The organism is Alkalimonas delamerensis, from assembly GCF_030717955.1.
In the GTDB taxonomy this organism is placed as follows: Bacteria; Pseudomonadota; Gammaproteobacteria; order Enterobacterales; family Alteromonadaceae; genus Alkalimonas; species Alkalimonas delamerensis.
This window is the reverse complement of record NZ_JAUZVY010000003.1, coordinates 148,594-169,766: the sequence shown is the minus strand read 5'-3', so window position 1 is coordinate 169,766 and position 21,173 is coordinate 148,594. Positions and strand designations below refer to the sequence as shown.

The 21,173-nt window shown below is 52.7% G+C and carries 23 protein-coding genes; 14 read left to right on the top strand and 9 right to left on the bottom strand.

Annotated features, from left to right (window positions below; genetic code table 11):
• Positions 1–491: 491 nt before the first annotated feature.
• The 5 genes from aceF to ampD form a co-directional block, all read right to left on the bottom strand.
• Positions 492–2,129, bottom strand: coding sequence for a pyruvate dehydrogenase complex dihydrolipoyllysine-residue acetyltransferase (aceF, locus tag Q3O59_RS09100; RefSeq protein WP_305945287.1), 1,638 nt, complete (start codon positions 2,127–2,129; stop codon positions 492–494).
• Between the two features lie 11 nt (positions 2,130–2,140).
• A complete protein-coding gene (gene aceE, locus Q3O59_RS09095) occupies positions 2,141–4,807 on the bottom strand; it encodes a pyruvate dehydrogenase (acetyl-transferring), homodimeric type (protein WP_305945286.1) in 2,667 nt (888 codons plus the stop codon).
• 43 nt (positions 4,808–4,850) lie between these two features.
• Positions 4,851–5,555, bottom strand: a complete 705-nt coding sequence (gene pdhR / locus Q3O59_RS09090) for a pyruvate dehydrogenase complex transcriptional repressor PdhR (protein ID WP_369812382.1) — start codon at positions 5,553–5,555, stop codon at positions 4,851–4,853.
• A gap of 330 nt (positions 5,556–5,885) precedes the next feature.
• Entirely contained in the window at positions 5,886–6,758 is an 873-nt protein-coding gene (gene ampE, locus Q3O59_RS09085) for a regulatory signaling modulator protein AmpE (protein ID WP_305945284.1), read from the bottom strand.
• Positions 6,755–7,312: a 1,6-anhydro-N-acetylmuramyl-L-alanine amidase AmpD gene (gene ampD, locus Q3O59_RS09080; protein WP_305945283.1), complete on the bottom strand. Its 558-nt coding sequence runs from the start codon at positions 7,310–7,312 to the stop codon at positions 6,755–6,757. Before ampD ends, ampE begins: the two co-directional genes overlap by 4 nt.
• Before the next feature lie 68 nt (positions 7,313–7,380).
• On the opposite strand from ampD, the gene Q3O59_RS09075 reads away from it, so the two are divergent.
• From Q3O59_RS09075 to Q3O59_RS09035, 9 genes are all read left to right on the top strand, one after another.
• The gene (locus Q3O59_RS09075) at positions 7,381–7,908 is read left to right on the top strand and encodes a retropepsin-like aspartic protease family protein (protein WP_305945282.1); all 528 of its coding nucleotides are present in this window, start codon (positions 7,381–7,383) and stop codon (positions 7,906–7,908) included.
• A gap of 10 nt (positions 7,909–7,918) precedes the next feature.
• Positions 7,919–8,803, top strand: coding sequence for a carboxylating nicotinate-nucleotide diphosphorylase (gene nadC / locus Q3O59_RS09070; protein WP_305945475.1), 885 nt, complete (start codon positions 7,919–7,921; stop codon positions 8,801–8,803).
• A gap of 26 nt (positions 8,804–8,829) precedes the next feature.
• Positions 8,830–9,078 carry a type II toxin-antitoxin system Phd/YefM family antitoxin gene (locus Q3O59_RS09065; protein WP_305945281.1) on the top strand — a complete coding sequence of 83 codons (249 nt, stop codon included), beginning with the start codon at positions 8,830–8,832 and terminating at the stop codon, positions 9,076–9,078.
• Complete coding sequence (locus Q3O59_RS09060) at positions 9,075–9,392, top strand: type II toxin-antitoxin system RelE/ParE family toxin (RefSeq protein WP_305945280.1); 318 nt, start codon at positions 9,075–9,077, stop codon at positions 9,390–9,392. Before Q3O59_RS09065 ends, Q3O59_RS09060 begins: the two co-directional genes overlap by 4 nt.
• A 60-nt stretch (positions 9,393–9,452) precedes the next feature.
• A complete protein-coding gene (locus tag Q3O59_RS09055; RefSeq protein WP_305945279.1) occupies positions 9,453–10,115 on the top strand; it encodes a DUF1294 domain-containing protein in 663 nt (220 codons plus the stop codon).
• 70 nt (positions 10,116–10,185) lie between these two features.
• Positions 10,186–10,587: a type VII toxin-antitoxin system MntA family adenylyltransferase antitoxin gene (mntA, locus tag Q3O59_RS09050; RefSeq protein ID WP_305945278.1), complete on the top strand. Its 402-nt coding sequence runs from the start codon at positions 10,186–10,188 to the stop codon at positions 10,585–10,587.
• The gene (gene hepT / locus Q3O59_RS09045; protein WP_305945277.1) at positions 10,580–11,002 is read left to right on the top strand and encodes a type VII toxin-antitoxin system HepT family RNase toxin; all 423 of its coding nucleotides are present in this window, start codon (positions 10,580–10,582) and stop codon (positions 11,000–11,002) included. Before mntA ends, hepT begins: the two co-directional genes overlap by 8 nt.
• A gap of 350 nt (positions 11,003–11,352) precedes the next feature.
• Positions 11,353–11,634, top strand: a complete 282-nt coding sequence (locus Q3O59_RS09040) for a helix-turn-helix domain-containing protein (RefSeq protein WP_305945276.1) — start codon at positions 11,353–11,355, stop codon at positions 11,632–11,634.
• A complete protein-coding gene (locus tag Q3O59_RS09035) occupies positions 11,634–12,905 on the top strand; it encodes a HipA domain-containing protein (RefSeq protein WP_305945275.1) in 1,272 nt (423 codons plus the stop codon). The genes Q3O59_RS09040 and Q3O59_RS09035 overlap by 1 nt, the downstream gene beginning before the upstream one ends.
• Positions 12,906–13,034: 129 nt before the next feature.
• Here Q3O59_RS09035 and Q3O59_RS09030 read toward each other — a convergent pair whose 3' ends face one another.
• The 3 genes from Q3O59_RS09030 to Q3O59_RS09015 form a co-directional block, all read right to left on the bottom strand.
• A complete protein-coding gene (locus Q3O59_RS09030; protein ID WP_305945274.1) occupies positions 13,035–13,274 on the bottom strand; it encodes a YlcI/YnfO family protein in 240 nt (79 codons plus the stop codon).
• A gap of 539 nt (positions 13,275–13,813) precedes the next feature.
• Positions 13,814–14,140, bottom strand: a complete 327-nt coding sequence (locus Q3O59_RS09020) for a type II toxin-antitoxin system PemK/MazF family toxin (protein ID WP_305945272.1) — start codon at positions 14,138–14,140, stop codon at positions 13,814–13,816.
• On the bottom strand, positions 14,137–14,394 hold the full coding sequence (locus Q3O59_RS09015) for an AbrB/MazE/SpoVT family DNA-binding domain-containing protein (protein ID WP_305945474.1): 258 nt from the start codon (positions 14,392–14,394) through the stop codon (positions 14,137–14,139). Before Q3O59_RS09015 ends, Q3O59_RS09020 begins: the two co-directional genes overlap by 4 nt.
• A 50-nt stretch (positions 14,395–14,444) precedes the next feature.
• Here Q3O59_RS09015 and Q3O59_RS09010 point away from each other — a divergent pair, with 50 nt between their 5' ends.
• Positions 14,445–14,621 carry a hypothetical protein gene (locus Q3O59_RS09010; protein ID WP_305945271.1) on the top strand — a complete coding sequence of 59 codons (177 nt, stop codon included), beginning with the start codon at positions 14,445–14,447 and terminating at the stop codon, positions 14,619–14,621.
• A gap of 410 nt (positions 14,622–15,031) precedes the next feature.
• Positions 15,032–15,421 (top strand): pilin, encoded by a 390-nt coding sequence (locus Q3O59_RS09005; protein ID WP_305945270.1) that lies wholly within the window; start codon positions 15,032–15,034, stop codon positions 15,419–15,421.
• Between the two features lie 67 nt (positions 15,422–15,488).
• On the opposite strand, the gene Q3O59_RS09000 is transcribed toward Q3O59_RS09005, so the two are convergent.
• Positions 15,489–16,292, bottom strand: a complete 804-nt coding sequence (locus tag Q3O59_RS09000; RefSeq protein WP_305945269.1) for a hypothetical protein — start codon at positions 16,290–16,292, stop codon at positions 15,489–15,491.
• A 285-nt stretch (positions 16,293–16,577) separates the two neighbouring features.
• Between Q3O59_RS09000 and Q3O59_RS08995 the strand changes: the two genes are divergently transcribed.
• The 3 genes from Q3O59_RS08995 (at position 16,578) to Q3O59_RS08985 (ending at position 21,173) form a co-directional block, all read left to right on the top strand.
• Positions 16,578–17,849 carry an O-acetylhomoserine aminocarboxypropyltransferase/cysteine synthase family protein gene (locus Q3O59_RS08995; RefSeq protein ID WP_305945268.1) on the top strand — a complete coding sequence of 424 codons (1,272 nt, stop codon included), beginning with the start codon at positions 16,578–16,580 and terminating at the stop codon, positions 17,847–17,849.
• 268 nt (positions 17,850–18,117) lie between these two features.
• On the top strand, positions 18,118–19,812 hold the full coding sequence (gene pilB, locus Q3O59_RS08990; RefSeq protein WP_305945267.1) for a type IV-A pilus assembly ATPase PilB: 1,695 nt from the start codon (positions 18,118–18,120) through the stop codon (positions 19,810–19,812).
• Between the two features lie 128 nt (positions 19,813–19,940).
• Positions 19,941–21,173: a type II secretion system F family protein gene (locus tag Q3O59_RS08985; RefSeq protein WP_305945266.1), complete on the top strand. Its 1,233-nt coding sequence runs from the start codon at positions 19,941–19,943 to the stop codon at positions 21,171–21,173.

The following is a 21,173-nucleotide window of genomic DNA, read 5'->3' as shown; positions in this document are numbered from 1 at the left end:
ATACCTTTCACCTTGTGAACCATAGTGGCAGCGCGCGTACTGTGTGGTTGCTAACAACCGCGCAGGCTGCCGACGAAAAATGTGGCTGAATTTTATCATCCAGCCTGAATGATGTCTTGTAACTTTTCAGCGCAGCAACAAAAGTTTGCTGGCTAATAACGGCCTTAGAGTTGACTTAGGGAGTTGACCGGGTAGCGCACGCGGCCACACAGTTCTCTGCCAGTGCTGCTGATTGGGTACGCTAAACAGACGCTTTTTGCCAGGGATGGCAAAACGCAGCCCCACGGATGGGTTCACGGCGTGTCTGTGTGCGCTGCCCAATCAGCAGCACCTACACCCAAGCTATCTCGGCCAGTGCTGCTGACTGGGTACGCTAAACAGACGCTTTTTGCCAGGGATGGCAAAACGCAGCCCCCATGGATGGGTTCACGGCGTGTCTGTGTGCGCTACCCAGTCAGCAGCACCTACACCAAAACTATCCTTGCCCGAAATTACATAATAATCTGACGAATATCCGCCAGATAACTCGCCAAAGTAGCAGTAAAGCGTGCCGCCAGCGCACCGTCAATCACCCGATGGTCGTAGGAGACCGACAATGGCAGCATCAACTTCGGCTCAAACTCTTTGCCATTCCACTTCGGTTTCACTTCCGATTTGGACACACCCAAAATAGCGACTTCAGGTGCATTCACAATCGGCGTAAAGGCAGTACCACCAATGCCACCCAGGCTGGAGATGGTAAAACAGCCGCCCTGCATATCGGACGAGGTCAGCTTGCCATCCCGGGCTTTGGCCGAAATCTCCATCAGCTCTTTCGACAGTTCAATCACACCCTTGGTGTTGACATCCCGCACCACCGGCACCACCAGGCCATTCGGTGTATCAACCGCAATGCCCAGATGGACGTACTTTTTCAGGATCAGGCTCTGACCATCTTCCGACAACGACGAATTAAAGGTCGGGAACTCTTCCAGCGCCTTGGCCACCGCTTTCATAATGAACACCAGCGGGGTGTACTTCACGCCCAGCTTTTTCTTCTCGGCCAGGGCATTTTGCGCTTTGCGGAAGTCTTCCAGGGCGGTGATATCGGCTTCATCGAACTGAGTGACATGCGGAATACGCACCCAGTTGCGATGCAAATTGGCACCGGAGATCTTCTGAATACGGCTCAGCGGCTTTTCTTCAATCTCACCAAAGCGGGCAAAATCCACTTTCGGCCAGGCCAGCACGTCCATGCCAGAGCCGGAGCTAACACTGCCAGACTCCACCTGCTTCACCACCGCCTTGACGTAATTCTGCACATCTTCACGCAGCACCCGGTTCTTACGGCCAGTGCCTTTGACCTTGGCCAAATTGACGCCAAACTCGCGCGCTAAGCGCCGCACCACCGGTGACGCATGGGCATAGGCATCGTTTTCAACAAACTCGTCCTTGCCGGCTGCTTTGCTGTCGCTTGCCGCAGGCTTGCTGTCTGAGCTGGCGGTGCTGTCCGCCTTGGTCGGTTGCTCTGTTTTAACATCAGCCTTGCTCTCGGCTTTTTGCGCGCTTGAAGCCGGCTTGTTGGCCTTGCTGCCAGAGCCTGCCACTTCAAACACCATGATCAAACTGCCGGTTTTCACTTTATCGCCGGTGGCGACCTTGATGGCTTTGACGGTACCGGCAAAAGGTGCCGGCACTTCCATCGAGGCTTTGTCGCCTTCCACCGTCAGCAAGGATTGCTCGGCCTCGACGCTGTCACCAACACTGACCATGATTTCAGTCACTTCAACTTCATCGCCACCGATATCCGGTACTTCAACGTCTTTATCTTCGCTGCTGGCAGCATCGGCGCTGTCGGCAGCGTCCTCAGCTTTGGTCTCGTCTGCGCTTTCTTGCGCATCCGTTGCATCATCGGCTTCAGCAGCTTCAAACACCATAATCAGGCTGCCGGTTTTCACTTTATCGCCGGTATTCACCTTAATGGCTTTGACCACGCCGCCTTCGCTGGCCGGGACTTCCATCGAGGCTTTGTCGCCTTCCACCGTCAACAGGGATTGTTCTGGCTCCACCGTATCGCCAACGCTGACCAGAATTTCGGTCACTTCAACTTCATCGGCGCCAATGTCCGGCACATGAATTTCAATACTCATTGGTCGTCCTCTTATGCGTACAGTGGGTTGGTTTTATCGCTGTCGATGCCGTACTTTTTGATGGCATCGGCCACCACGGCTTTTTTCAGCGTGCCTTTGCGGGCCAACTCGTTCAATGCAGCCACCACAATGTACTCCGCGTTCACTTCAAAGTGACGACGCAGATTTTCGCGGCTGTCCGAGCGGCCAAAGCCATCGGTGCCCAGTACCTTGTAAGACTCTGCCGGCACAAAGGCGCGCACCTGCTCGGCGTAGCTCTTCATGTAATCGGTAGCGGCAATGGCCGGCGCATTGTTCATGACGGTGGCAATGTAAGGCACTTGCTCATCGGCTTCCGGATGCAACATATTATAACGCTCGCAGGCCTGACCATCGCGCGCCAGCTCGTTGAACGAGGTAACGGAATAAACATTGGAGCCAATGCTGTATTCTTCGCTCAGGATTTGCGCTGCCTTGCGAACTTCGTTCAGGATGGTGCCGGAGCCCAGCAGTTGCACCTGCGCCTTGTCGCCAGTCAGACTTTCCAGCTTATAAATACCACGGCGAATGCCTTCTTCAGCACCTTCCGGCATGGCTCCATGGTGATAGTTTTCGTTCATTACCGTGATGTAGTAATACACATTCTCCTGCTCAGGGCCGTACATCCGGCGAATGCCGTCCTGAATGATCACCGCCAGCTCGTAAGCGTAGGTTGGATCGTAGGAAATGCAGTTCGGTACGGTACCGGCCTGAATATGGCTGTGGCCGTCTTCATGCTGCAAGCCTTCGCCATTCAGCGTGGTACGACCGGCGGTAGCGCCCAGCAGGAAGCCACGCGCTTGCTGATCGCCGGCCAGCCAGGCCATATCGCCGACCCGCTGGAAACCAAACATTGAGTAGTAAATGTAGAACGGGATCATCGGCAAATCGTTGGTGCTGTATGAGGTTGCCGCCGCCACCCAGGACGACATGGCGCCCAGCTCGTTGATGCCCTCTTGCAACACCTGGCCCGATACGTCTTCTTTGTAGTAAGACACCACAGAGCGGTCTTCCGGCGTGTAGCCCTGCCCGCGCGGGTTGTAAATACCGATTTGACGGAACAGGCCTTCCATGCCGAAGGTCCGGGCTTCATCGGCGATAATGGGCACAATCTGCTTGCCGATATGCTTGTCTTTTAACAGGATATTCAGCGCCCGTACAAAGCCCATGGTGGTGGAGATATCGCGTTTTTGCTCGTCCAGCAGCGGCTCAAATGCACTGAGCTCTGGCAGGGTCAGCTCGCCACTGAAGCGCGGCAACCGCACCGGCGTGTAACCATGCAGCGCTTTGCGTCGCTCATGCAGGTAGCTGTGCTCTGGCGAACCTTCCTCCAGAGTGATGTACGGCAGTTCATCGACCTGATCTTCGCTGATAAAGTCTTCCAGGCCCAGACGCTTGCGAATTTGCTTCACATGCGTCATGTCCATTTTCTTCACCTGGTGGGCAATGTTCTTGCCCTCTGCCGCTTCGCCCATGCCGTAACCTTTGACGGTTTTCGCCAAAATGACGGTTGGCTTGTCGCTGCATTCCTGGGCCGCTTTAAAGGCCGCATACAACTTGGATGGCTCATGGCCGCCGCGTTTTAAGGCAAAGATTTCTTCGTCGGTCATGTCGGCAACCAGGGCCGCCGTTTCCGGGTAACGACCAAAGAAATGCTTGCGCACATAGGCACCATCTTTGGATTTGTAGGTCTGGTAATCGCCGTCAACGGTTTCGTTCATCAGCTCTAGCAACTTGCCGGTGGTGTCTTTGGCCAGCAACTTGTCCCAGCCACTGCCCCAGACCACTTTGATCACGTTCCAGCCGGCACCACGGAACAGGCCTTCCAACTCCTGAATAATTTTGCCGTTGCCCATCACCGGGCCATCCAGCCGCTGCAGGTTGCAGTTAATCAGGAAGCATAAATTGTCCAGGCCTTCACGGGCGGCAAAGGAAATGGCACCGCGCGATTCCGGCTCATCCATCTCGCCATCACCAAGGAAAGCGTAAACGCGCTGCTGACTGGTATCTTTTAAGCCGCGGCCATTCAAATACTTCAAGAAGCGCGCCTGATAAATGGCGGCAATCGGACCCAGCCCCATCGACACGGTCGGGAACTGCCAGAACTCAGGCATCAGCTTGGGATGCGGGTAGCTGGAGAGGCCCTTGCCATCGACTTCCTGCCGGAAGTTATCCAGCTGCTCGGCGGTTAAACGGCCTTCAACAAAGGCGCGGGCATAAATACCGGGCGAAATGTGGCCCTGATAAAACACCAAATCGCCACCGTCTTTGTCGTTCGGTGCGCGGAAGAAGTGATTGAAGCAGGTCTCGTAAAAGGCCGCCGAGGACTGGAACGATGCCATATGGCCACCCAGCTCCAGTTCTTTTTTCGAAGCCCGAAGGACAATCATAATGGCATTCCAGCGGATCACCGAGCGAATACGACGCTCCAGATTGACATCGCCCGGGTAAGCCGGCTCGTCTTGCGGTGGAATGGTGTTGATGTAGTTGGTGGTAACGCCGGTTGGCATGTCCACGCCATCCAGCCGGGCTTGTTCCAGCACCTGCTCCAGCAAGAACTGGGCACGCTCGACCCCTTCTTCACGGACCACTGACTCCAGCGCTTGCAGCCACTCTTTGGTTTCGAGTGCATCGATGTCCACTTGACTGACTTCAGACATATCGGGATTCCTTAGGTTGTTCACACCACGACGCATCGGGGTGTCAGGTTGCATCGCTCTGCTGCGAGCGGCGTAAAGAGCGTTCCAACCGGGATCGCTCCTTGCCCACTTCCAACAGGGCTTCTTCGATGTAGGCCAGGTGCCGGTGGCTTGCCTGACGCGCTTTTTCTGGTTCGCCCTGAACAATGGCTTCCATCAGGTGTTCCCGATGGGCGTTCAGTTGCGCCTTGATTTCTGGTTTTTGCTGTATGGTCGCCAGGTTGGCGTAAATATTCTGCTCGACCAAGGGCGTCATGCCACGCACCAGGTGCAGCAGCACCACATTGTGCGAGGCTTCGGCCACGGCCTGGTGAAAGGCACCCACCGCATGCGACTCGGCCGGTAAATCGGCATTGGCCTGGGCCTGACAAATGCTCTGGTAACGCTGTTCTATTTGGGCAAAGTCGGCGGCTGTACCGCGTAGCGCCGCGTAATAGGCGCAAATGCCCTCCAAGGCATGACGAAACTCCAGCAAATCAAACTGCGACTCCGGATGGCGGGCAATCAGCTCAAACAATGGATCGGTCAGGCCGGCCGCCAGATTGTCGCAGACATAGGTACCACCGCCCTGACGCCGCTTCAGCAGCCCCTTGGCCTCCAGCTTTTGGATCGCCTCGCGCAGCGATGGACGCGACACCTCAAACTGCTGGGCCAATTCACGCTCTGGTGGCAGCTTTTGCCCTGGAGCAAAGCAGCCCTCCAGCAGCATGTTTTCCAGCTGCTCGACAATGCGATCCGATAATTTGGCTGGTTTAATAATCAAAATGCCATCCGTTGTCTCAATGGTACAAGCTGTCAATGGTACAAGCCGTGTAAATTGGTAAGACCAATTATCCGTTAAGGTGGTTAAGGTAGCAGTTTCTGCCTAACAAGTAAATAAAGCAGAAGAAGGTTGCAGGTGCAAACCAAAGAAAAAGTTAGAGTTAAGGCTCTAGAAGTGGCAACGCAAAACGGGACAGGCTAAATTGGTCTGACCAGATTACTCATTCAACAAAAAACCGCTGACTGGCAGCGGTTTTTTTTTAAGCCGGTGAGAAGGCTAACCCAACCAGCCGGCCAGGGTGAGGATAGCGGTAAAAGCAAGGAAGAACAGGATATTGCGTTTGGCCAGCTGCACCATAATGGCCGTTTCTTCGGCGGTATTGAGCACCGACTCGTCAATCGGCTCTGCCGCTGTGGCAACCTCAATCACCACTTGCTCATTCGGGCTGGTAAAATCCAGGAAATAGCCCAGCAAGGTGCTGGATGCCCGTGAAAAATAGCCGACCAACGCAAAACCAATGCCAAACAAACGGGCCGGCAGCCAGTCGGCCAGATGCATCAGCCGCTGGTAAGCCGGGGTGCCTTCATGGTCTTGCACCAGCAGGGCCTGCAGTTGTTGCATGCTGCTGTCTTCTGGCTCTGCCGGCTGATTCAGCTGCCGCAAAATGACGTAACTGATGACGCCAAAGGCGCCCAACAACAAAAACCAGAACAGCACAGCGGCGTAATAACGGAAGTTCAGCCAGACCAGGCTTTGGCCATAGCTGGCATCCTCTTGCTCCAACCCGCTCTGATGACGGATTTGCTGCATGGCTAAAAATGCCGCTTCGTCATCGTTTCGGTCCTGAGCATTCAAAAACTGCTTGTACAACTGGCGGTACTTCCAACAGCCTATCGCCAACAGCAGCAAGAGCGCATTGACCAGGGTTGTCACCAGCCAGTGATCGATCAAACAGAGCAGCCCCCACACCACAGCACCGGGCAGCAGGATCCAGCCATACTGCCCCACCGGATGCCGGGCCAGCTCCGACAGCTTGCTGTCGCCGGTCAGGCGAAACCAACTGCCGGCATAGCGGCTGCCCTGCCACCACTCACTGCGGGCGGCCAGCCGCTCCACAATCAGCGCCAGTAACATACTTACTAAGGTCATAGCGTGCTCTCCTGTAATGCCAGCCGGTATCTCGGCCAATCAAAGGCCGGGCCTGGGTCCGTTTTTCGGGTTGGTGCAATGTGCTGGTGTCCGACAATGCGCTCAGGGGTGATCGCCGGATACTGCTGCATCAGCCACCGAGTAAGTTCGGTTAAACGCTGGTACTGCGCTTCAGTATACGGCAAATTATCGGTGCCTTCTAACTCAATGCCAATGGAAAAATCATTGCAGCGCTCCCGGCCGGCATAACTGCTGACGCCGGCATGCCAGGCACGCTGTGCAAAAGGCACGTACTGCCAAATCGCACCGTTACGCCAAATCACGCAATGGGCCGACACCCGAAGCGCAGCAATGCTGGCAAAGCTTGGGTGTGCTTTGGGGTCCAACCGGCCCAGGAATAAATCATCCACCGCACGCTGTTCGGCATTGTCCGGAACAAAGTCGCCCGCCGGTAAACTAATATTATGAATCACCAGCAAATTAATCTCGGTGCCAGCAGGGCGTTGATCGCAATGCGGCGAGTGGCGTACCTTATCAACCGGGCATGGCAGCATAGAAATTCCGTTGGCATTGACGCATTTACCCGTATCATAGCACTGGTCGAGTGCAGAAGAGAATTGGCATGACAGAAAAGCAACCTGTTGAATCCACAGAACATCTAAGCAGAGGCTTTACCATCCTGGCCTGGCTCTGCCTGTTGGGGCTGCTGGTGTGGTGGTTTCACGGCTACCTGCAAGGCCAACAGAACCCGAATCAGCAGCTGCACAGTGTGCATGGCAGCCAGGGAGAAGTGCGCACCACCTTGCTACGCAACCGTTCGGGCCATTATGTCGGCACCGCTCTGATTAACGGCCAGGCAGCAGATTTTATGTTGGATACCGGCGCCACCACCGTCGCGGTTTCCGAACTGGCAGCACGCCGGCTGGGCCTGCCACGCGGCCAGCGCATTCAGGTGATGACCGCCAATGGCATCGCCGACGCCTGGCGCAGCCGCATCGACGAACTGCAACTGGGCGATATCCGGCTCTATCAGGTCGAAGCCAGCATCGTGCCCAATCTGTCCGGTACCGAGATTTTATTAGGCATGAGCGCCCTGAACCAGTTAGAATTCAACCAACAAGCCAACCAACTGACTCTGATACAGCGCTAACCCTATGTCGATGACCATTTCTGCAGAACTGCACCATCATATCCGCGCCTCCGTTGCGGCAGCCCTGGCCGAAGATTTGGGCAACCTGCCGGTTGAGCAGGGCGATATTACCGCCAGCCTGATCCCGGCCAGCCAGCAAGCCAGCGCCACCATCATCAGCCGCGAAGCCGCCATTGTCTGTGGCATCGCCTGGGTCAATGAAGTCTTTGCCCAGCTGGACCCTGCCGTGCAACTGGACTGGCAGGTGCAAGATGGCGACAGCATCGCCCCCAATCAACTGCTGTGCCGCTTGCAGGGCAAAGCCCGCAGCTTGCTGACCGGTGAGCGCACCGCACTGAACTTTTTGCAAAGCTTAAGTGGCACCGCCAGCACCACCGACCACTATGTGCAGCAACTGGCTGGCAGCCATACCCAACTGCTGGATACCCGCAAAACCATTCCCGGGCTGCGACTGGCACAAAAATACGCAGTGCTCTGTGGTGGTGGCCAAAACCACCGCATCGGCTTGTTCGATGCTTTTTTGATTAAAGAAAACCACATCGCCGCCGCCGGTGGCATCGACCTGGCTGTGGCGCAGGCCCGGCAAAACTTCCCTGGCAAGCCGGTTGAAGTGGAAGTCGAAAACCTGGCTGAGCTGCAACAGGCACTGACCGCCGGTGCCGATATCATTATGCTGGATAACTTCAGCCTGGCCGATATTCAGCAGGCCGTTGCCATCAACCGGCAGCAAGCCAAACTGGAAGTCTCCGGCAACATCACCAGCGAGCGCCTGCGCGAACTGGCCGCCACCGGCGTCGATTACATTTCCTCCGGCGCCCTAACCAAGCATGTGCAGGCCATTGATTTATCAATGCGGTTGCAAATTGACCAAATCGAACGTTTCGACCATAATTGATGCAAATTCCTCTACAGGTTTAAACTATGGAAACTCTTACTGCAAATGAGGCCAAAACACACTTTGGTTCCCTGCTGCTCAAAGCTCAAGCCAACCCGGTAGGCATCAATAAAAATGGCAAAGCTATTGCGGTTATGATTTCAGCTGAAGAGTTTGAAAGCATCAATGCACTAAAGCTTGAGCTTTTAAAACTTCGAGCTGCCAGTATCGATGAAACCCAGACCTCGGATGGAGCTAAGTTTATGGAGCAGCTGCTGGCAGGAGACCTTGATTGAGTGGATATGAGCTTACCCCGGAAGCAAAAGCTGACATCCATCAAATAAGAAGGTTTAGTTTGTCACATTGGGGTGAGTTACAAACAAACCTTTACCTCACTAAGCTTACTAATAGTTTTTCAATGCTTGCAGAGCACCCAAGGCTCGGCACCCATCGGCCAGATGTCAGGCAGGAGGCATATAGTTTTCCCTGCCAAAGTCATGTTATTTACTACATCTGTAAAACTGAAAAAGTTATTGTATTTGCAGTTTTACACAAACACATGATCCCCGAGCAGCATCTAACCGAACGCGATACACTCTCAAAAAACTGACACAAAACTGTCGGTTTCTGATACACTCAAAGCAGAATGCTCAGTGAGGATGCACAAGCCATGCAGCAATCAGAACAAGCGCGCACCGGGCGGGTCGTGTTCTGGCAGGATGTGAAAGGCTTTGGTTTCCTGGTCTGCCAACAGAGCCAGCAAAAGCTTTTTTTTCACATCCGCGACTTCGTCAGTAAGTCCGCTCGCCCTGAGCTTGGCGACGAGCTTCGCTTTGTGCCCGGAAAAGACAAACGTGGCCGCCCCATCGCCACCTCGCTGCAGTTTATAGAACCCCACAAACAACAAACGCCCGCCAACAATGCCAGCCAAAGCATTAATTTGGACTACGCCGAAGATGTATCGCTGTATTTTCGCAGTGGTTTCTTAATGCTGCTGATCATTGCCTTGCTGTTTGGCAGCCTGCCTTACGTGCTGCCCATTTTGTACATCGAAGCCAGCCTCTTTACCTATTGGCTGTACCAACAAGACAAAGCCGCAGCCATTAGTGGTCAGGTGCAGCGCCTGCCTGAAGAAAGCCTGCAACTGTACAGCTTTATCGGCGGCTGGCCCGGCGCTTTGCTGGCACAAAAACAACTGGCGCACAAACGGAGCAAATTTCGTTTTCAGCGGGAGTTCTGGCTGGTGGTGTTTGGCAATGCCATGCTGATTGCCTGGCTGCTCAGCCAGCATGGCCAGGAGTTTATGGGCCGATTGGCGTTGTTTGGCAGCTAAGCAGCAACCCTACCCTTGCGGAACTAAGTCACGTATACTCAATTTATTAGACCATTGATCTGAGCAAGTCATGCCACCGCCTATCGATGACACCGTGCACCAACAATTGGTGGCTCTGGCCCGCACAAACCGTCAGCTGGATGCACTTTGGTTGTATGGTTCCCGCGCCAGGGGTCAAGTCACTGCACAGAGCGATTACGACTTGGCCGTGCTTTTTTCTTACTATGAGCCGGATCCCCTGGAGCGTCGCCTGACCCCGGAGCTGCTGGCGCTGGATTGGCAACAACAGCTGCCGGGTATAAAACTATCGGTAATTGATATCCAACAGGTGGCGCTGCCTCTGGCCTATACCGTCATCCAGGACAACACCCTGTTGTTTTGCCGCAACGACTTCGCCCGGCTCGAATTGGAGCGCCGACTGATGTCCAAATGGGAACTGGATCATCTGTACCACAAGGCCCACTATGCTTGATGCGTATTTAGACAACCTGATCGAGCACAGCCTCGAATGCTTGCAGTTGCTGGATGAGATTTCGCTGTTGGCAAGCAAGGGAGTCCTCACCAAAATCGAGCAAAGCGCAGCCGAACGGCAATTGCAGGTGCTCACCGAAGCCGCGATTGGCATTGCCAAGCACTGGGTGAAGCAGCAGCAAGGCAGCGTACCAGCCGATGCTTACAGCAGCTTTGAAAAACTCAGCCAGCTTGGCTTGTTGACAGCGGAAGAACTCAGCCAATGGCGTAAAATCATAGGCCTGCGCAATGCCCTGGTGCATGACTACCTGAACTTTAGCCGTGACGTATTGCAACGAGTACTGACCCAACGCCATTACCAACAGGTGTTTGATTTTATTGGGCAGGCGGCGCAGGCTTTGCGTTCAGAACCCTAAGAGAAATGTGAATCTGACCCTGATTCTATGAAGCTTTCCCTTCAACAGCCATAGTTTGTATTTCATCAAACAAGCCGATGGCATCACCATTATTCGGATATTGCATCAACGCATGGATCCAGCGGGTCAGGTGCACAAAAAATTCGAACCATGAAAAAAAGCGCATCTGACCGTTTTCAGTACCCTTAGAGAAATGTGCCCCCGAACTCCAACACTCATTTAACCGCGAAAGCATATAATTTGCGCTATAGTTGCTGGTTTTGGAGTAAATAACTGCGTTCGCATCAATTTTGTTGAATTTATCGGCTGCATCTATAATATAACCGCGATAGCATTTATTTGAGGTTGATATGCAAGTGGCCGTGAAAGATAGCAAGCAACTAGGGCAATTGGCACGTGTGATCAGAAAGGCTCAGGGGTTGGATCAGGTAGCTGCTGCCGGTTTGTCAGCCAATGGCACAACCTTTCTGAGTGATTTTGAGAATGGCAAGGCTACTGTTGAGCTGGGGCGGGTATTGCGGGTGCTGGACATACTGGGTATTCGCCTTCACATCGATTTGCCGGTGGAGAATCTCCACTTAACGAAAACTCAGCAGCAGCAACTGGCTACTCTGCTTCAGGATGCTCGTTGATGAGTCGAAAGCTTAATGTATTTGTTGATACAATTCTGGTTGGTCAGCTCACAGAAGACAATAACCTCTGGGCTTTTCAGTATCATACGGACTGGCTTGCCAGCGAAGAGAGTTATGCATTATCTCCGGCTATACCCTTATCAACTGCAAAACTGATCGATGGTGCCTCTATCCGGCCCGTGCAGTGGTTTTTCGACAACCTGTTGCCAGAGGAAGCGGCCAGGACCTTGTTGGCCAAAGATACCCAATTGCCGGTTAGTGATGCATTTGGGTTGCTTGAAGCCGCGGGTGCAGAGTCTGCGGGTGCGATAACCTTGTTGCCGCAGGGGCAGTCACCAGGTGCTGGTGGTGTTGAACTACTGACTACCGATGAATTAAGTGCCCGTATTCGGGCATTACCCAAAACGCCACTGAATCGAGCTGAGCACAAAAGGATGTCACTGGCTGGAGCTCAGCACAAAATGCTGATTATCTATCATAACCAGCAGCTGTATGAGCCCTCAGGTTTTTTTCCATCCACACACATTCTGAAACCGGAGCATCCATCGTCAGAGCTCTATTTTCATACGCCAAGAAATGAGTGGTTTGTGATGAAGTTAGCCGCTGCCTGTGGCCTCAAGGTGCCACAGGTGGATATTCAGTACCTGCCTGAACCGGTGTACCTGATTGAACGTTTCGACCGCAAAGGCCAGTACCCCAACCAGCAGCGTTTGCACGTACTTGATGGCTGCCAGCTGCTGAACTTGGCGCATACCATGAAATACAGCAACAGCAATGCCACGACCCTTCAGGCATTGGCCGAAAATGCCAGAATGATCGGTGTTACCCGGCTTACTCTATTTAAATGGGCAGTTTTTAATGCGCTGGTAGGCAATGGGGATGCGCATCTGAAGAACCTGTCGTTCTTTATCACTTCCGGTGATGCAGTGCTCACGCCACACTATGATTTGTTGTCGACCATTATTTACGCCCGGATGGGCAACCATATGCATGAAAAGCTATCACAACCCATGGGCAATGCCACCACTTTTGGCGAGTTAACCCAAACCGACGTGATGGCCTTTGCGAATGCATTAAACATCCCCGATAACCTGGCCAAGCGTGAGCTGCAGCAGTTGCTGGCTAAGGTACCAGTCCAGGCAGACAAATTGTTTCATTTAGTGCAAAGCCTGCCATGGCATCATGGTATGGCGGGTGAATTAAGAATGCTAAGACAAATTTGCACCTTGGCGATTGGTGAAATGGTACAGCGGTTGAGCGCGCCCGCTTAAACCGGTTCGGTGCGAAGGTGTAATGGATGCTCACAGAGCAATGCACGAGAATCGTTCTGGAAATTTTGCTCTGACCCCGAAATTCCGAAATTCCTGCCCCTGACTCTTGCAACGATTCTATTTGTGCAGCTACTTCAGCTTGTCGTAATCTGCAGGCTCTGCATCTGCTACCTTGCTGATACTGGCAAGAAAAGCTTGCTCATTGCCTTGTTGTTGCCGAGCTTGCAGATACTCTTCCGTCAGTAAGGCGGTCATTTTTTCTGCCACGGCAGAGGACACAAACTGATTGATTGAAACGCCATCCTTTTTTGCCAGTGCCTTGACCTGTTGGTGCAGGGAGTCTGGTAGTCGTAAACTAAGGGTACTCATTTTGGCCTCGCACTGAATCAATTGTGGTTCAACTGAGCGCTGCTAGACTGCCCCGACCTCATTGGACATAGTCGCAGGCGCGTCCCCGCCCTCCAGAACCACTCGATTTGCCCGCCACTGTACACTGTACTGGCCTAGCATTCGCTTTCGTGCAAGGGCATCTTGTACTGCTTTGCGTAAGGATTCATGTGTTTCCTGCGCTTTAGGGCTTTTTGTGGGTGACTCAGTCATGGGTAATTCTCTCTTTTAAAAGCTGATACATCATCGGATGGTGCACTGTAATGCTGGAACCCCGCTGTTCAAAAACCAGCTCTGGCTCTTCATCGGCATTCATGTAACATTGGCAATAATCAACCATGGGCCCATACTCACGAAATAAGTTTGCTAAGCTGCGAGGAAAGCGGCGCTTAGAAAAAATGTGAATCTGACCCCGAATTTCAGTTTGCTAAGCTGCGAGAAAAGCGGCGCTTAGAAAAAATGTGAATCTGACCCCGAATTTCTGCCCCCGGACCCCGAAGGTTGGAATCTGCCCCTGACTTCTATTCAAATAGTGTAGTCACTTTGGCCAGCACTTCATCCATAATGGATGCTGGCAGGGTATCTACCTTCCGGGCATGCCGTGCTGAAAGATCAATGACACGGGGCTGATCACAACGCACTACGCCAGTCGTATTACCACCTTCAACGGGTACGGCAAAACCTAACCGCTTGGCAAAGGCCCCGCCTGTGGTAATTGGGCAGATGACCGGCAGCTTGGTAGCATGATTGAAGGCCGTGGCTGACACAATCAGCACCGGACGCTGGCCGCTTTGTTCATGGCCAGCAGTCGGATCAAGAGAAACCAGGTAAATATCTCCCCTGTTCATAAAAGCTCCTTGCCAACCGCAGGTGCGTCAACCCATTCGCGCTCCTCCGGTGACAACGGTTGCGAATAATCGGAAGCGGCAAGCAGCTCTTCAAGGGTATATCGAGGCCGGGGATTGGGATTAACGACCAAACAACCATGATCAACTGCCAACCCAACAGTGGTACCAGCCTGAAGGTGTAACTGCTCTAAAAAAGCTGGTGGAACGGCTAACATGACAGAGCCACCGACTTTGCGAAGTTTAGTGGTGTGCATCATAGCTCTCCAATAAAATAAAGTTATATATAAATATAACATCCTATCACATGCCACGCAAGCAGACGGAAAATGAAAGCCAGTGGCGTAACACCATTATTGGCCTGCGCAGTGCCTTAGTGCATGATTACCTGAACTTTAGCCGTGACGTGTTGCAACGGGTAGTGATCCTGCGCCACTATCAACAGGTGGTTGATTTTATCCAGCAGACTCAACGCTCAAACTGATTAGAAAAAATGTGAATCTGAAAAAATGTGAATCTGACCCCGAATTTCCACAAAAAATTTCGAACCATGAAAAAAAGCGCATCTGACCGTTTTCAGTACTCTTAGCGAAATGTGAATCTGACCCCGATTCTAGATAGTCTGCCAGCCCCTAAATTGTCCCTTCAACAGAAAAAAATCAGCAGAAACTAACCCATTAAGGTAGGGTTTGTCGCTAAAACCACCCCAAACACTAGTACTTTTTTACTATATTTTTTTGGCGATTTTAGCAACAAAAACAGGTTATTTGTATTTAAAATCAAACAACTAAAAAAAATTCAAAAAAAATGCGAATTTCAACTTGCGCATTTGGTAATTTACCGCAAAATAAGAGGTAGCCTCCCATTGGCTGTTAACAACTCAGGAGTTTTACCATGAAATCTATCCAAAAAACCCAACAGGGTTTCACCTTAATCGAACTGATGATCGTGGTTGCGATCATTGGTATTTTGGCAGCTGTAGCATTGCCTGCTTATCAAAACTACACCCAGCGTAGTGCCAATGGTGCTTGTTTGGGTGAAGCCCGTTCTTACATGGGAAGTGCCGTTGCTGATCTTGCACTTGGCGGTGAAACTGCAACAGTTGCACCAGCTCCAAATGTTGCTTGTGCAACCAGCCCAACACCAACATGGGCACAACATACTGGTGGAACAGACATTGTTTTCACACCACGAACTCGCGGTAACTCTGCCGAGTTAAGAACCGTATCATGTAACGCAGGTACAGGTACATGTGAATTGGCCGGTGCCCCAGCGGGATCGTAACTCCAGTACATTTCATTTTGAAAACCTCAACTACATTGTTGAGGTTTTTTTATATAAAATCATACTGTTAATTTCGTTTTATACAAAAAAATATACCTGTCAATAGTAAACTTGCCGCCATTAACTCCAGCGACTCTTCCAAAATATAATCCATCCACCAAAAACCGAGTGGATCTTGGAAGTGAACGATATCATGGCCTCGCCATGGTATATCATGCTTCAACGCCAAAGTATCAAACAGCTTACTACCAAGGTTGGCATACCAATCACCAACATTTCGGCTAGCAGAACCAAATGCAGCAATGCCATACAACACATAGCCACTGGTGAAAATTATGAATGCCGGCCGGCTTAACAGCTTGCGAGACCACACCAACCAATAAGCAACAGCCATTGCAGCCGCCATGCCAGCATAAATGGCTAGTTCGATCATTGTTCGTGCTCTCGAACGACGCCATTCCAAACTAGCAGTGTCATAACCAAGCCAAGCTTCCCCAAGCCAGGCTGATGTCAAATGCCGCACATTGTAACAATCTTCGGCGTACATCCAGAGCAAACCAAAACATAAAATAACGGCTGCCAAGCGGGCTTGCTTTGACTGCACAGCCACCAAGCCGGAAAAAAATGCTGCCAGCAGCAAAGAAAACCATTGCAGGTTTTCAGTAAGGGACGCTTCGCCAAACAAGACCAACCAAAGCATCGGGGTATGGCCTTCATCCATTAACGCTTGTGACCAAGGGAACAGGGCACTGGGCTGCTGCAAAAAATCAACCTTGTAGCAGGTGTACCAAGCCAGCAGTAAATACCCCAAAATAGCCAGCGGGTAAGCGTACCCCACCCATTGCCAACGATGCGTGATTCTTTGTTCCAATTTAGATCGCCTTAAGTACAAGAAGGGATTTAATGCATCATAGCAGACCTTTATAGATTCGGGGGCAGCTCCTTGACGCTCCAGCTCGGGAACAACCGACGAAATATCGAGGTCAGAGAAAAATTTATTGCATCTCTGTTGGCCGATACAACATGCTTCGCAAACCCAACCTGTAGGACTAGCTACCTAACACACCAAGATAGATTAGCCATCCAGACATTTAGATTGACAGCTTTATCGCAGCGTGCTTTGATGACCTATCCCTAATTTTGGAGGAGACTTCGAATGAAACGCGAAACCATTGCCCTGCACCACGGCTACCAGCCAGACAACCAACACTCGGTGGCGGTCCCCATTCACCAAACCAGTTCCTTTAGCTTTGACAGCGCCCAGCATGCCGCTGATCTGTTTGATTTAAAAGAAACCGGTAATATTTACTCGCGCATTATGAACCCGACCTGCGCGGTGCTGGAGCAGCGCATTGCGGCGCTGGAAGGTGGCATCGGTGCTTTGGCAGTCGCCTCCGGCATGGCGGCCATTACCTACGCCATTCAAACCATTGCCGAAACCGGCGATAACATCATTTCCATCAATGAGCTCTATGGCGGCACCTACAACCTCTTTGCCCATACCCTGCCACGCCAGGGCATTGAAGTGCGCTTTGCCGATAAAGACGACTTCGCAGCCATTGAGCAGCTGATTGATGCGCGCACCAAAGCGGTGTACTGCGAGAGCATTGGCAACCCATCCGGCAGCATTGTCGATATTGAAGCACTGGCCGAGCTGGCCCATCGCCATGGGCTGCCGCTGATTGTGGACAACACCGTGGCCACGCCCTTCCTGTGGCGGCCGATTGAACAAGGCGCCGACATTGTGGTGCACTCGGCCACCAAGTACATCGGTGGCCACGGCACCACCATTGGCGGCCTGATTGTTGATTCCGGCAAATTCCCCTGGGCCCAGCATGCCAAGCGCTTCCCGCTGCTGAATGAACCGGATGTGTCCTACCATGGGGTCAGTTACACCCGGGATGTTGGCGAAGCGGCCTTTATTGCCCGTGCCCGGGTGGTACCGCTGCGCAATATGGGCGCTGCGCTCAGTGCTCAGGCCGCCTGGAACCTGCTGCAAGGCCTGGAAACCCTGGCCCTGCGCATCGAGCGCATCAACCAGAATACGCAAGCCGTTGCGCATTGGTTGCAGCAACAGCCGCAAGTGCGCTGGGTCAAGTATGCCGGTTTGCCTGAACACAAGGATCATGGCCTGGCGCAAAAGTACATGCAGGGCCAGGCGTCCGGTATTTTAAGCTTTGGCATTGACGGTGGCCGGGAAGCGGCAGCCCGCTTTTACGATGCGCTGCAGTTGATTTTACGGCTGGTTAATATTGGCGATGCCAAAAGCTGCTCGGCCATTCCGGCTGCTACCACGCACCGTCAGCTCAACGATGCTGAGCTCAAATCCGCCGGTGTTAGCCCGGACATGGTGCGGCTGTCGATTGGCATTGAGCACATCGATGACTTGATTGCCGATTTAACCCAGGCCCTGGCTGCGGCCCGTTAAGTTCATCCGCCAGAGCGTTTAAAGCCGCTCTGGCTCACCCTGCCTACTTTGCTGACCTGCCCCTCTGGATCGCGGGCAGAGCCCAGCCTCGATCTATTAACAAATTCGACTACGCTTAACAAAGCGCACCTTGCTACCGATGGCTATGCTTGCTGCAAAGTTCAGTTTGTTTGCACATGGGAGCTTGTGACACTAAAAACTTGAATAAACAACGAATATTGGCATAATCAAAACTATCAACGGCGGGTTCATCCTGGTTATCTAAATTATGGCGGTTAACGCAAACTCTTCACTTTTTAAACGCTTAGTTCAGCAAGGGCTGATTAACGCCACTGCAGCCACTGAATTGCTGGGCCGCCGCGGTGGGCAGTACAAAAGCCTGCCCGAGTTTCTGGTGCAGGAAAAACTGATTTCCTCGCGCGAGCTGTCTGAGCAGGCCGCTACCTTAACTCACCACGCCCGCTTTGATTTGAGTTTCTTTGATCTGAACAGCATTCCGAAAGAGCTTCGCAACGAAAAATTGGTGCGCAAGCATCAGATCATGCCATTGTCACGGGCCGGTCGCAGTTTGCACCTGGCGGTGGCCGATCCAACCAACATCGCTCCCATCGAGGATTTCGAGTTCAACACCGGCCTGCATGCCGAGCTGGTGGTAGTGGAATATGATCAGCTCAAGCAGTTGATTGACAAGGTGTTTGACAGCGGCATGGATACGGGTGATGGCGACTGGGATCTCAGCGCACTCAGCACCGAAGAAGACGACGACGAGGATGATGCAGCCGTCCAACCCGATAAAGACGATCAGCCGATTATTGCTTTTATCAACAAAATGCTGCTGGATGCCATTCGCAAAGGCGCCTCCGACTTGCACTTTGAACCCTATGAAAAAATGTACCGCATCCGCTTTCGGATTGACGGCATCTTGCACGAAGTGGCTTCCCCGCCCATTGCACTGGCCAATCGCTTATCAGCCCGCTTGAAAGTCATGTCGCGACTCGATATTGCTGAAAAGCGGGTACCGCAAGATGGCCGTATTAAGCTGAAGATATCCGGCAAAAAGTCCATCGACTTCCGAGTCAGTACCCTGCCCACCATTTGGGGCGAAAAAGTGGTGATGCGGATCTTAGACTCTGACAGCGCCATGCTGGGCATTGATATTCTGGGCTACGAAGAAGCGCAGAAAAAGCTCTACATGGATGCACTGGCGCAGCCTCAGGGCATGATTCTGGTGACAGGCCCAACCGGCAGCGGTAAAACCGTGTCCTTGTACACCGGCCTGAATATCCTCAATACCGAGGGGTGCAATATTTCCACCGCGGAAGATCCGGTCGAAATCAACCTGCCGGGCATCAACCAGGTGCAGGTCAACCCCAGAGCTGGCCTGACCTTCCCTTCTGCTCTGAAAGCTTTTTTGCGGCAAGACCCCGATGTGATCATGGTGGGGGAGATTCGTGATCTGGAAACCGCCGAAATCGCCATCAAGGCGGCGCAAACCGGCCACCTGGTGTTGTCGACTCTGCACACCAACTCGGCGCCGGAAACCCTGACCCGCTTGCTCAATATGGGCGTGCCCGCCTACAACGTCGCCAGCTCGGTCAGTCTGATCATCGCGCAGCGGCTGGCCCGTCGTCTTTGTGGTCACTGCAAAGTCGAGGAAAAGCTGCCACAGGCCGAGTTGCTGCAACAGGGCTTTAGCGAAGAGCAAATCAGTGCCGGGATCACTTTGTTCAAACCCGTTGGTTGCGATCACTGCACCAATGGCTACAAAGGCCGGGTCGGGGTGTACGAGGTGATGCCGGTCAGCCCCAGCATGGCTGAAACCATTATGGAAGGTGGCACCTCGCTGGATATCGCGCAGCAAGCACAGCGCGAAGGGGTGAACAATTTGCGGCAATCTGGTCTGATTAAAGCCGCGGCTGGCCTTACCAGCCTGGCCGAGATCAATCGGGTGACCAAAGGGTAGTTGAATGTTGAATGTTGAATGTTGAGTGTTGAGTGTTTAATACTGAATGCTGAATGACACGGTTAAAAAGCTAAGATTACGTTGCATGCACACTACCGGTGCTGTGCAACTCACATAGGATACAGACCATGGCTCAGGCCCAAAAATACAAAATCAAAGAGCTTGAAACCTACAGCTGGAAAGGTTTGAATCGCCGCGGCAAAAAAGCCGATGGCGAGCTCAAAGGTGGCTCCATCCAGGAGGTCAAAGCTTTGTTACGCCAGCAAGGCATTACCCCATCCCAGGTTAAGCGCAAGCCAAAGCCACTGATTAACATGGAAAAAAAGGTTACTGCTGCCGATATTGCTGTGGTCACCCGACAAATTGCCACCATGTTGGGTGCAGGCGTCCCGCTGGTGCAAACCATTGACTTAATTGCCAGTGGCGCCGATAAAGCCAACTTGCGTACCCTGATGCAAAAAATTTCGGTCAAGGTGCAGGCCGGTTTGCCCTTATCGGAAGTGCTGCGCGAACACCCGAAACACTTTGACGAGCTGTACTGCGATTTGGTCAAGTCCGGTGAGCAGTCCGGTGCCCTCGATGCCATCTTTGACCGCATTGCCATCTACAAAGAAAAAGCCGAAGCACTGAAATCGAAAATTAAAAAGGCCATGTTCTACCCCATTGCCGTGCTGGTGGTTGCCGCCATTGTCACCTCGATTTTGCTGATCTTTGTGGTACCGCAATTTGCCGAAATCTTTGCCGGCTTTGGCGCTGAGCTACCGGCCTTCACCTTGTTTGTGCTGGGCATCTCCGAGTTGATGCAGGCTTACTGGTGGGTGGTGCTGGGTGTGCTGTTGGTCGCCGGCTACCTCACCAAACAGGCTTACACCAAAAATTTGAAAGCCCGTACCGCCATGGATGCCATGCTGCTGAAAGCGCCGGTCTTTGGTGGCATTTTAAACAAAGCCGCCGTGGCCCGCTTCGCCCGCACTTTGTCCACCACCTTTGCCGCCGGTGTGCCGCTGATTGATGCGCTGGAATCGGCTGCCGGTGCCTCCGGCAATGAAATTTACCGCAACGCCATTTTGGAAATCCGCGATGAAGTCACCGCCGGTAACCAGATGCAGCATGCGATGAAAAACACCAAGCAATTTCCGGAAATGGTGGTGCAAATGGTCGCCATTGGCGAAGAGTCCGGCGCGCTCGATGGCATGCTGACCAAGGTCGCCAACATCTATGAGCAGGAGGTCGACGATGCGGTCGATGGCCTGACCGCCTTGCTGGAACCGATGATCATGGCGGTGCTTGGGGTCGTCATTGGCGGTTTAATCATTGCCATGTACCTGCCTATCTTCCAGCTTGGGGATATCGTAGGTTAA

Excerpts from the sequence above, each read along its gene's own strand:
- aceF (WP_305945287.1), bottom strand. The coding sequence starts at position 2,129 with ATGAGTATTGAAATTCATGTGCCGGACATTGGCGCCGATGAAGTTGAA.
- aceE (WP_305945286.1), bottom strand. The coding sequence starts at position 4,807 with ATGTCTGAAGTCAGTCAAGTGGACATCGATGCACTCGAAACCAAAGAG.
- pdhR (WP_369812382.1), bottom strand. The coding sequence starts at position 5,555 with ATGCTGCTGGAGGGCTGCTTTGCTCCAGGGCAAAAGCTGCCACCAGAG.
- ampE (WP_305945284.1), bottom strand. The coding sequence starts at position 6,758 with ATGACCTTAGTAAGTATGTTACTGGCGCTGATTGTGGAGCGGCTGGCC.
- ampD (WP_305945283.1), bottom strand. The coding sequence starts at position 7,312 with ATGCTGCCATGCCCGGTTGATAAGGTACGCCACTCGCCGCATTGCGAT.
- Q3O59_RS09075 (WP_305945282.1), top strand. The coding sequence starts at position 7,381 with ATGACAGAAAAGCAACCTGTTGAATCCACAGAACATCTAAGCAGAGGC.
- nadC (WP_305945475.1), top strand. The coding sequence starts at position 7,919 with ATGACCATTTCTGCAGAACTGCACCATCATATCCGCGCCTCCGTTGCG.
- Q3O59_RS09065 (WP_305945281.1), top strand. The coding sequence starts at position 8,830 with ATGGAAACTCTTACTGCAAATGAGGCCAAAACACACTTTGGTTCCCTG.
- Q3O59_RS09055 (WP_305945279.1), top strand. The coding sequence starts at position 9,453 with ATGCAGCAATCAGAACAAGCGCGCACCGGGCGGGTCGTGTTCTGGCAG.
- mntA (WP_305945278.1), top strand. The coding sequence starts at position 10,186 with ATGCCACCGCCTATCGATGACACCGTGCACCAACAATTGGTGGCTCTG.
- hepT (WP_305945277.1), top strand. The coding sequence starts at position 10,580 with ATGCTTGATGCGTATTTAGACAACCTGATCGAGCACAGCCTCGAATGC.
- Q3O59_RS09040 (WP_305945276.1), top strand. The coding sequence starts at position 11,353 with ATGCAAGTGGCCGTGAAAGATAGCAAGCAACTAGGGCAATTGGCACGT.
- Q3O59_RS09035 (WP_305945275.1), top strand. The coding sequence starts at position 11,634 with ATGAGTCGAAAGCTTAATGTATTTGTTGATACAATTCTGGTTGGTCAG.
- Q3O59_RS09030 (WP_305945274.1), bottom strand. The coding sequence starts at position 13,274 with ATGAGTACCCTTAGTTTACGACTACCAGACTCCCTGCACCAACAGGTC.
- Q3O59_RS09020 (WP_305945272.1), bottom strand. The coding sequence starts at position 14,140 with ATGAACAGGGGAGATATTTACCTGGTTTCTCTTGATCCGACTGCTGGC.
- Q3O59_RS09015 (WP_305945474.1), bottom strand. The coding sequence starts at position 14,394 with ATGCACACCACTAAACTTCGCAAAGTCGGTGGCTCTGTCATGTTAGCC.
- Q3O59_RS09010 (WP_305945271.1), top strand. The coding sequence starts at position 14,445 with ATGCCACGCAAGCAGACGGAAAATGAAAGCCAGTGGCGTAACACCATT.
- Q3O59_RS09005 (WP_305945270.1), top strand. The coding sequence starts at position 15,032 with ATGAAATCTATCCAAAAAACCCAACAGGGTTTCACCTTAATCGAACTG.
- Q3O59_RS08995 (WP_305945268.1), top strand. The coding sequence starts at position 16,578 with ATGAAACGCGAAACCATTGCCCTGCACCACGGCTACCAGCCAGACAAC.
- pilB (WP_305945267.1), top strand. The coding sequence starts at position 18,118 with ATGGCGGTTAACGCAAACTCTTCACTTTTTAAACGCTTAGTTCAGCAA.
- Q3O59_RS08985 (WP_305945266.1), top strand. The coding sequence starts at position 19,941 with ATGGCTCAGGCCCAAAAATACAAAATCAAAGAGCTTGAAACCTACAGC.